Source organism: Microbispora sp. NPDC088329, from assembly GCF_040685655.1.
Lineage (GTDB): Bacteria > Actinomycetota > Actinomycetes > Streptosporangiales > Streptosporangiaceae > Microbispora.
The window spans coordinates 678370-687959 of sequence record NZ_JBFBIP010000001.1 but is presented as its reverse complement, the minus strand read 5'-3'; the positions used below and the strand labels follow the sequence as shown (position 1 = coordinate 687959).

The window sequence follows — 9590 nt, the reverse complement described above, 5'->3', positions numbered from 1 at the left end:
CATGCGGCTCCGAGCCGCTAGGCGAGGAGGTGGCATGAGTGACATCGTGTTCCGCCGCACCGACGACAGGGTCGGCGAGCTCGCCGCACGCCGCCTCGACCCGGAGGCCGACGCTGAGACGGTGCACGCCTGGGTCACCCACCCCAAGGCGGTGTTCTGGATGATGCAGGACGCCGGCGTGGCCGACGTGGAGAAGGAGTACCGCGAGATCGTCGAACACCCGCATCGCGACGCGTTCCTCGGGCTGGTGAACGGGCGTCCGTCCTTCCTGGCCGAGCGCTACGACCCCGCCGAAGTCGAGCTGGCGGGGCTCTACGACGCCGAGGAGGGCGACGTGGGCATGCACTTCCTGTGCGCGCCCGCCGTCACCCCCGTGCACGGCTTCTCCCTGGCCGTGATCACGACCGTCATGGAGCTGCTGTTCGCCGATCCCGCGACCCGGCGGGTGGTGGTCGAGCCCGACGTGCGCAACACGGCGGTGCACGCGCTCAACGCCGCCGTCGGCTTCGAGGTCGTCGGCACGATCGCCAAGCCGGAGAAGGACGCCCTGCTGAGCGTCTGCACCCGGGAGCGGTTCCTCGCGGCGACCGGCGCCGCCGGTAACGCCGTCTTCGGTGCGGCCGGAGGCGCGGCCGGGAAGGGAGCGCGGGAATGAGCCGCCACGGGAACGCTCCGGGCGATGTCGCGGAGGCTGTCTCCCATCTCACCCCCGCCACCTGGGAGAAGGCCAACCGGCGGCTGGTGCGCAAGGCGCTCGCCGAGTTCGCCCACGAGCGGCTGCTCACCCCGCGCCCGCTCGGCGACGGCCGTTTCGCCGTGCGCGGCGATCACGTGGAGTATCGCTTCACCGCGACCGTGATGTCCCTCGATCACTGGCATATCGGCGAGGTCAGCCGCCACGGGCCCTCCGGCGAGCCCCTGCCGCTCGACGCGCTGGAGTTCGTCACCGAGATGCGCGGCCCGCTCGGGCTGCGCGAGGAGATCCTCCCGGTCTACCTGGAGGAGATCACCTCCACGCTCGCGAGCCTCGCGTACAAGCTGAGCCGGCCCCCGGTCGGCGCGGCCGAGCTGGCGAAGGAGGGCTTCCAGGAGATCGAGGCCGCCATGACCGAGGGCCACCCGTGCTTCGTGGCCAACAGCGGCCGCATCGGCTACGGGATCGACGACCACCACAACTACGCTCCCGAGGCCGCCGCGCCCGTACGGCTGATCTGGCTGGCCGCTCATCGCGACCACACGACGTTCACCTGCTCACGCGACATCGACTACGAACGGCTGATGCGCGGCGAGCTCGGCGAGGAGGTGCTGGCCCGCTTCGCGGGCACGCTCGCCGGCCTGGGGCTCGACATGGCCGACTACCTGCTCGTGCCGGTGCACCCCTGGCAGTGGTGGAACAGGATCTCGGTGACGTTCGCGGCGGAGGTCGCCGAGCGGCGGCTGGTCTGCCTGGGCCCCGGCGACGACGAGCACCTCGCCCAGCAGTCGGTGCGCACGTTCTTCAACGCGAGCGCGCCGTCGAAGCACTATGTCAAGACGGCTCTGTCGGTGCTGAACATGGGCTTCATGCGGGGCCTGTCCGCGGCCTACATGGAGGGCACCCCGGCGATCAACGACTGGCTCGCCGACCTGATCGGGAACGACGAGGTCCTCCGCGCGACCCGCCTGACGATCATCCGTGAGCGGGCGGCCGTCGGCTACCGCAACCGCCGGTACGAGGCGGCCACCGACCGTCACTCGCCGTACCGCAAGATGCTCGCGGCCCTGTGGCGGGAGAGCCCGGTCGCGGGGCTGGAGCCGGGCCGGCGACTGGCCACGATGGCCTCCCTGCTGCACATCGACGAAGAGGGACGGTCGTTCGCGGCGGCCCTGATCGAGCAGTCGGGCCTCGCCCCCGAGGTGTGGCTGCGGCGCTACCTCGACGCCTACCTCGTCCCGCTGCTGCACGCCTTCTACGCGTACGACCTGGCGTTCATGCCACACGGTGAGAACGTCATCCTGGTCCTGAACGGCGGCGCGGTGGAACGGGTGATCTTCAAGGACATCGCCGAGGAGATCGTTGTGATGGATCCGGACGCGGACCTGCCGCCCGAGGTCCGGCGGATCCGCGCCGAGGTGCCCGAGGAGCACCGGCTGCTGTCGATCTTCACCGACGTCTTCGACTGCTTCCTGCGCTTCCTCAACGCCGTGCTGGCCACGGAGGGCGTGCTGGACGAGGACGCCTTCTGGCGGACCGTCGCCGAGTGCGCGGCGGCCTACCAGGGGTCGGTCCCGCACCTGGCGGACCGGTTCCGGCGCTACGACCTGTTCGCCGGCGCGTTCGCCCTGTCGTGCCTCAACCGCCTGCAACTGCGGAACAACCGGCAGATGGTGGACCTGACCGACCCCTCGGCCGCGCTGCAGATGGCCGGTGACCTGGTCAACCCCATCGCCCGCTTCGCCCCGGTTCGTCCTGAGGGCGGAGGCGCTAGGCGGGCGCGTACGTGAGGCAGTCGGCCTCGTCCAGGGAGTAACCGATGTCGATGCCGGGCGCCTGACATTCCAGCTGCACGTTGTGCCGGCAGTCGGACATCTTGCAGGCGCCCACCCGGCCCACCGTCTCCTGGTCGCCGCCGCGGGTGGGCGCGGTGAAGAACGTGTCGCAGTGCGCGTGCGACGCGTCCCCGACCGTGATCGCGGTGGCGTGGCACATGCCCTCGCGGTTGTACGCACACGAGGTGGCCTCGCACCGGTTGACTACGGGCATCTCCATGAGCGGTCGTCCCCCCTGACGATCGTGGCTTTCGCCCTGGCTCATACCGCCGCGGACCAGGTGTGCAATCTCCGCGGCGGTCCCAGACTCGGGCAAGGCACGCCAGGGGGAGGGATCAGAGCGTGGCGGCCGACCGCGTCAGCCAGCTGTCCCGGTCCTTCAGCAGCTCCTCGTGGAGCCGCGGCTCGGCGTCGAACAACGCCAGCGCCTCCCGCTGCGGCAGCGACCGCGCCACGAGCACGTCGGCCGCCGCCTTGCGCGCCCGCCACCGCTCGATGGGCTCGGAGGAGGGCAGCAGCCGGGTGGGCACCCCCTGCCCGAGCAGGACGCAGTCGATGCCCTCCAGCCCGTAGAACGTCGGGGCGGTGAGCTCGAGGTATCTGCGCGTCAGCGTGTCGCGCATGCGCAGCGGCGCGCCCGCGGCGTACACGTCGAGCAGAGGCCGCAGGCCCGACACGTCCGTACGGCTACGCGCCTCCCGCCAGAAGGGCGTGTCGAGCCGGGTGTTGAAACGGTAGTGGACCGATAGGAACCACCTGATCTCGTCCCATTTCTTGCCGAGGACGGCGTTCACCACGTCCCGGCCCACCGGATCCGACCACGAGGCCGGCAGGGAGGTCACCAGCGCCAGAATGCCCTGCGTGATCATCAGCAGCCCGCTGGACTCCAGGGGCTCGACGAAGCCGTAGGAGTTGCCGATCGCCATCGTGTTGCCCCGCCACGCGAGGTCGTGCCGTCCGACCCTGAACCGCACCTGCCGGGGCGGGGTGATCCCCGGGAACCGGCGGGCCAGCTCGGCGGCGGCGTCCTCGTCGCTCATCGCGGCCGAGGAGTAGACGTAGCCGTGGTGGTCGCTCTCCCTGGTGGGAATGGTCCAGCACCAGCCCGCGTCCATCGTGGTCGCGGTCGTGTACGGCTTGAGATGCCCGCCGTGCTCGGTGTTGCCGGTCACCGCCGAGTCGGTGAACAGGCTGTCGGCGTAGCTGTGGAAGGGCGTCTCCATGGCCTTGCCGAGCAGCAGCGAGCGGAAGCCGGAGCAGTCGACGTAGAAGTCGAAGGACAGACGGCGGCCGTCGGTGGTGAGCAGGTGGTCGACCCACTCGGGCCCGCCCGGCACAGCTTCGGCGATCTTGGCGTCGACGTGCCCGACCCCCCGGGCCCGGGCCAGCGACGTGAGGAACCGCACGAACCGCTCGTTGTCGAGGTGGTAGGCGAACGCCAGATACTTCATGAGCGAGATCGGCGCGTCGTCCGGCCCGAACACCGGCGTGCGGTCCGCTTTCATGAACAGCGACTGCAGAGTGAAGGCGTCGATGTTCCCCTGCTCGGCCAGGGAACCGAGCACGCCGACGGAGTTGGCGGCCCAGTCGAAGGGCGCCATGAAGCCGCCGGGATTGGGACCCCACTCGAACTTGATGCCCAGCTTCCACGTCGGCCGGACCTCGCGATAGAGCTCCACCGGATCGATGCCGAGGTAGTGGTGGAGGAAGGTCACCATCAGCGGAACCGTGGCCTCGCCCACACCGATGATCGGCACCGTGGACGACTCGACCAGGGTGACCTCCAGCCAGGGCCGCTTCGCCCGCAGGGCGAGCGCGGTGAGGTAGCCGGCGGTGCCCCCGCCGATGACTCCCACCGTGCGCACCGCGCGGGGGTCGTCGTCACGCGGGCGGGTGAAGGCCGTGGCCGCCCGTTCCCCGCCCACGGTGAGCGCACGGTTCGCGGTCCCGTCCGGCCGGCTCAGCCAGCCGCGGACCAGCGCCCCCTCGTCCTCGCTCATCGGGGCGGTCAGCCCCTCCAGCATCTCGGTCAGCGTGCTGCCGGCGTCGCGGGGACTCCTCGCCATGGCAGGGCTCCAAATCGCCGTCGGGGTGGGTTGGTTGGCACGTTAGGTTCCGGGAGTTCGGATTCGGTTCAGCGGCGGTATGGATCCGATTGAGCGAGCCGGGACCCGCGCGGCGACGCCGCCGGCCCAGGAACACTCACAGCAGTGCACTCACAGCAGTTCCTCGGCCACGGCGAGAAGCTTCAGCGCGGTCGGATCGGCGGCCCCACCGCCTCGCGGCACCCGGTCGGAGATGCGCTGCAGCAGCACGTGGACGTCGTCGCCGCCGGCGGCGGGAAGCGCCGCCTCGGCCCGCCGCAGCCGCAGCAGGAGCTCCAGACCGTACGCGGCCTGGGTGGCGAGCAGCGCGAGGAGGTCGACGTCGGCGAGCTCCCCACGCCAGCTGGCGGATCTGTCGAGCACCTCGAGCACACCGATGCAGCTCTCCTGCCGGATGACCGGCGCCGCCATGATGCTGCGGGGGACGTAGCCCGTGGACTCGGCGGCGTCGTGGGCGAACTGCGGCACCGCGGCCACCTCGTCGGCGATCATCGGCTGGCCGCTGGCCGCGACCCAGCCCGCGATGCCCGTGCCCGGGGGGAAGCGCGTCCCGACGAGGTGCTGCTCTCCCTCGCCCGACACCGCCTCGAAGACCAGCTCGCCCGTCTCCTGGTCCACCAGGAAGACCGACGCCGCGGCCGAGGCGAAGACGTGCCGGGCGACCTCGACGGTGGACTGCAGGAGCCTGCGCTCGGTGATTTCGCTGTCGGAGCGCCGTTCATGCACGGACATGCGCGTCTCCTTCGGATACGACGACGTTGCTGGCGGTCAGGTAGAGCACGGACTTGAGCTGGAAGGGGGTCAGCCACGGGTGCCTGCTCAGGATGAGCGCGCAGATCCCGGTGATGTGCGGCGTGGCGAAACTGTTCCCGGTGCTCCGGATCTCCCTGCCTCCGGGCCAGGCCACCGGAACCCGGACGCCGCGTGCGAGGAACTCGGCCGGCGGCGCGGGATTGTAGTAATAGGTCATCGGATCGGGTTCGTCGTGACTGGCGACCGAGATGACCGAGGAGAACGTCCAGGGGAAGCTGAGGACCGGCATGTTGTGGGCCGAGGCCACCAGCAGGCAGCGCCGGAAGTAGGCGCGGTCGGTCAGATCGTGCAGCGCGGGCAGGAACTCGCTCCTGGTGGTGGACAGGCTGAGGTTGACGAGGTCGAACCCCTCGTCGACGGCCCAGCGCAGACCGGCCAGGAGGGCGGCGCCGCTGCCGGAGCGCCCGTCGGTCAGCACGCGCACCGAGGTCAGCGAGACGGCCGGGGCGATCGAGCGGATCACCCCGGCGCAGGCGGTCCCGTGTCCCGCGGGGTCGGCCGGGTCGCAGTCGACGACCGTCAGATCCTCGGCGACCACCAGCGAACGCTCCAGCCCCCGGACCCGCGGATGACGGGCGTCCACGCCGGTGTCGAGCACGCAGACGCGCACGCCCGCTCCGTCGGCGCGGCCCGCTCCGTCATCGCCCGCGCTGTCAGCACCCCATGCCCACTCCCTGGTGACCTCCTCCAGGCGGATCACGCCGAACTCCTCCGGGGCCAGCCGGGAGGTCGCCAGACTCCAGGCCGGCACGCCGGGAAACTGCTCACGCCGCTCCCGGCGCCAGGGGGGCTGCGTCACGGTCACTTCTCCTCCTCGATCCACTGGCGTACTCGCCGGGCGGGCAGCTCCGCTCCCTTGGCCGCGTAGCCGTGCAGCGCGCGGGCCGCGGCCCGGGCCGCCGGGCCGGTACGCCCGGCCGCGCGGTGCACCTGGGCGAGGTCGGCCAGCACGTCCCCCCGCAGGCAGGGGTCGTCGGTGCGGGTGAGCAACTCCTCCGCGCGGGCGGCGAGGGCATCCGCCGTGCCGTGGTCGCCGTCGAGGGACGCGAGCCGGGCGCCCAGCGCGGCGAGGATCAGCTCGCCGCGGGCCTGCAGCCGTCCGTCCTCGGCCCGCAGCCGGTCGAGCTCCCGCGCGGCCTCGGAGTGATGGCCCTGCCGGAGCAGCTCGCGCGCCGCGTAGAGCTCCAGCGTCCTGGCCGGCTCGGACTGCCCCACCCGGCGGAGGTCCGCCGCCGCCCGGCGGAACAACGTCTCCGCCGCGTCGTGCCGGTCGACGAGGGATTCCACCAGCCCGCGCACCTGGAGCACCGCGGTCGCCGCGAGGCCGAGGTGAAGGTCGCCGGCGTGCCGGTCGGCGGTGTCGAGGACGGCTCTGGCACGGGCGACGTGGCCGGCCAGCGCCAGCAGCCGCGCCTCGGTGACCAGGACGGGCGCGAGCATCGCCCGGTCGGCGCCGAACCTGGCCGACAGCCCGGCGCACAGGCTCAGCCCTTCGGCCAGCGGCGTGGGGGACCACTGCGCCAGCTCGCAGAGCCCGCTGAGGAGGCGGTTCTCCTCATACGTGTCGCCGAGGGAGCGGGCCCGGGCGAGAGCGTCGCGCAGTGCCGCCTCGGCCGCCCCGAACCGGCCCTCGCCGATGCGTACCAGCGCCTCCAGATGATGGAAACGGCACCAGCCGAGGTCGTCGCCGGGGTCGGCGGCCAGCAGGTCCCGGAACGGCTCGGCCGAGGCGGGGCGGGTGCCGAAACGCACCGCGAGCGTCTCCCGCTGGATGGCGCAGGTGAGCCGGCCCCGCCGGTCGTCCGGCAGCATCCGCTCGGCCACGTCCAGTGCGGCGTACGGCCGGTCGGCCTCGCCGTGGGCCAGCCCGGCGTCACAGATGCGCACGGCCAGCGGCCGGTGATCGGCGTGCCCGGCCGGCAGCAGGTCGCGTCCCCGCTCCAGCAGGGCGATGGCGGCGGGCAGGTCCTTGCGGTGCAGCGCCTGCGTGCCCTCGCCGACGAGGGCGCGGGCGGCCCGCTCGGTGAGCGAAGGCAGCAGCGGGTCGTCCGGCCGCACCTCGCGTTTGAGCAGGCAGGCGGTCTCCAGATGGTGGGCGAGGTCGCCGTGCGAGCACTCCTCCGTGGAGGGGGACGAGGCGGAGGGGGACGCGGCGGCCCGGCCGAAGATCCGGTCGGCGAGGGCCAGGTGCCAGGTGGCCCGCAGGTCCTTGCGGGTCATGGCGTAGACCGTGTCCCGGGTCAGCGTCTGCGCGAAGCGGAACGACCCCTGCGCCTCCCCCCGGCGGATCATGCGCGTGCGGATCAGTCGCCCGAGCAGCTCGTCCACGTCGAGCCGGGCCTGCGGCTCGGCCGCACACAGGACGCCGAGCTGGTCGCGCGTGAAGACGTGGCCGATCGTCGCGGCGCGTTCGAGCACGTCGCGCTCCCCCTCGTCGAGCCGGTCCAGGCGGGCGCCGAGCAACGCCTGGATGGTGGGCGGCAGCGGGGCGTCCTCTCCCCCCTCGGCCAGCGTCTCCAGCAGCAGTTCGGCGAACAGCGGGTTGCCGTCGGAGCTCTCCGCGACCCGCCGGCACAGGGCCGGGCCGGCGGCCATGTCGTGGGTGACCACCTCGGCCTCCGGCAGCCGGTTGGCGGCCAGCTCGGCGACCAGCCGTTCCATCTGCGCGGCGTCGAGCGCCCCCAGCTCGAACGCGACGGCGCGGTCCGCGTCGTCCGCCCAGGCGGGCCGCGCCTCCAGCAACTCGGGCCGGGCCACCCGTACGACCAGGACGGGCACGTCGACGAGCCACGTCGCGAGGTCGTCGATCAGGTCGAGCAGGGTCGGTTCGGCCCAGTGCAGGTCCTCCCACACCGCTACCAGGGTCCCGCGCCGGGCCAGCCCCTCGAACAGCGCGCGCACCGCCCGCGAGATCTCCTCGACACCCGCGTTCTCCCCGTCGCGCGGCGCCCGCGAGGCGTCGGCGGTCACCAGGCCGCGCAGGGTGGCGCCGCTCGCCGCCTCCAGCGCCGGCAGGACGTCCGGCGAGTCGTCGCCGAGAGACTCGACCATCTCCACGATGGGGCTGTAGGTGATCCCGGTGCCGTACGAACGGCACCGGCCGGTGAGCACGGTGACCTCGGCGGGCAGCTCCTGGACGAAGTCGCGCACGAGCCGGGACTTGCCGATGCCCGGCACGCCGAGCACGGTCACCATGCGGCATCGGTGGTCCCGCACCGTCTCGCGGTACGCCGCGCGGAGCCGTCCGAACTCCGCCGCGCGGCCGACGAGCGGGATCTGGCCGTCGTCGTGGGCGGGGTCCGGCTCCAGCGAGGTCACCCGCCAGGCCCGGACTGGGTTGCTCTTGCCCTTCAGCGTGAGCGGCGGCACTGGTTCCAGCCGCGCCTGGGTGCGGACCATGCGGGCGACCTCGTCGCCGACGAGGATCTCGCCGACGCCCGCGGCCGACTGCAGGCGGGCGGCCGTGTTGACGGTGTCGCCGATGACCCGCAGGTCCGCTCCCGGAGTCGCGATGACCACCGCCTCCCCGGCGCTGACGCCGCAGTGCACGTCGAGCCTGATGCCGTGCGTCGGGGCCAGGCCCTCGCTCAGCTCCCGCACGCGCAGCAGCGCGGTGTGCGCGGCGCGGACCGCCCGGAGCGCGTCGTCCTCGCGGCCGGCGGGGATGCCGAAGGCGGCCATGATCGCATCCCCGATGTACTTCTCCACCACGCCGCCGTGCTCGCTGATGCCGGAGGTGCACGCCTGGTAGTACCGGTCGAGGACGTCCCGCAGGAGCTCGGGATCGAGCCGTTCGGCGAGCTCCGTCGAACCGACCAGGTCGATGAAGACGACGACCACGTTCCGGCGCGCAGGGCGGGCCGCCCCTGCGCTCATACGAGCTTGAGCTCCTGTCCCTCGACCTCGCCGGCCGCCGCGTCCAGACGGGTCTTGATCGAGTTGAGCAGCTCGACCTCCGGCCTGCTCAGCTCGGCGAACACCTGCCGCTGCCGCTCGTTGAGCAGGTCCACCGGATGGCCCGCCTCACGCAGGGCCGTCAGCGGGTCGAACCGCGCGGGCCCGCTCTGCACCTCGGGACTGTTCATCGGCCACCTCCTGGTCGTGCGGGACCTGCCGGCCTCTGTGGTACGCCGCCAACGGTAG

At 72.5% G+C, this 9590-nt stretch carries 8 protein-coding genes; 2 read left to right on the top strand and 6 right to left on the bottom strand.

Features of this window, described 5'->3' with window-relative positions:
- Positions 1-34: 34 nt before the first annotated feature.
- Both AB0O28_RS03450 and AB0O28_RS03445 read left to right on the top strand, forming a co-directional pair.
- A complete protein-coding gene (locus AB0O28_RS03450) occupies positions 35-655 on the top strand; it encodes a GNAT family N-acetyltransferase (RefSeq protein WP_363635787.1) in 621 nt (206 codons plus the stop codon).
- Positions 652-2484, top strand: a complete 1833-nt coding sequence (locus AB0O28_RS03445) for an IucA/IucC family siderophore biosynthesis protein (RefSeq protein ID WP_363635785.1) — start codon at positions 652-654, stop codon at positions 2482-2484. The genes AB0O28_RS03450 and AB0O28_RS03445 overlap by 4 nt, the downstream gene beginning before the upstream one ends.
- Here AB0O28_RS03445 and AB0O28_RS03440 read toward each other — a convergent pair.
- The 6 genes from AB0O28_RS03440 to AB0O28_RS03415 form a co-directional block, all read right to left on the bottom strand.
- Positions 2465-2749, bottom strand: a complete 285-nt coding sequence (locus AB0O28_RS03440; RefSeq protein WP_363635783.1) for a DUF1540 domain-containing protein — start codon at positions 2747-2749, stop codon at positions 2465-2467. The genes AB0O28_RS03445 and AB0O28_RS03440 overlap by 20 nt on opposite strands.
- Before the next feature lie 115 nt (positions 2750-2864).
- Positions 2865-4595, bottom strand: coding sequence for a tryptophan halogenase family protein (locus AB0O28_RS03435; protein WP_363635781.1), 1731 nt, complete (start codon positions 4593-4595; stop codon positions 2865-2867).
- Positions 4596-4745: 150 nt separating this feature from the next.
- Positions 4746-5366, bottom strand: a complete 621-nt coding sequence (locus AB0O28_RS03430; RefSeq protein WP_363635779.1) for a GAF domain-containing protein — start codon at positions 5364-5366, stop codon at positions 4746-4748.
- A complete protein-coding gene (locus tag AB0O28_RS03425; protein WP_363635777.1) occupies positions 5353-6252 on the bottom strand; it encodes a S8 family serine peptidase in 900 nt (299 codons plus the stop codon). Before AB0O28_RS03425 ends, AB0O28_RS03430 begins: the two co-directional genes overlap by 14 nt.
- Positions 6249-9323 (bottom strand): AAA family ATPase, encoded by a 3075-nt coding sequence (locus tag AB0O28_RS03420; protein WP_363635775.1) that lies wholly within the window; start codon positions 9321-9323, stop codon positions 6249-6251. Before AB0O28_RS03420 ends, AB0O28_RS03425 begins: the two co-directional genes overlap by 4 nt.
- Positions 9320-9532: an aroma-sacti cluster domain-containing protein gene (locus AB0O28_RS03415; RefSeq protein WP_363635773.1), complete on the bottom strand. Its 213-nt coding sequence runs from the start codon at positions 9530-9532 to the stop codon at positions 9320-9322. Before AB0O28_RS03415 ends, AB0O28_RS03420 begins: the two co-directional genes overlap by 4 nt.
- Positions 9533-9590 lie beyond the last annotated feature (58 nt).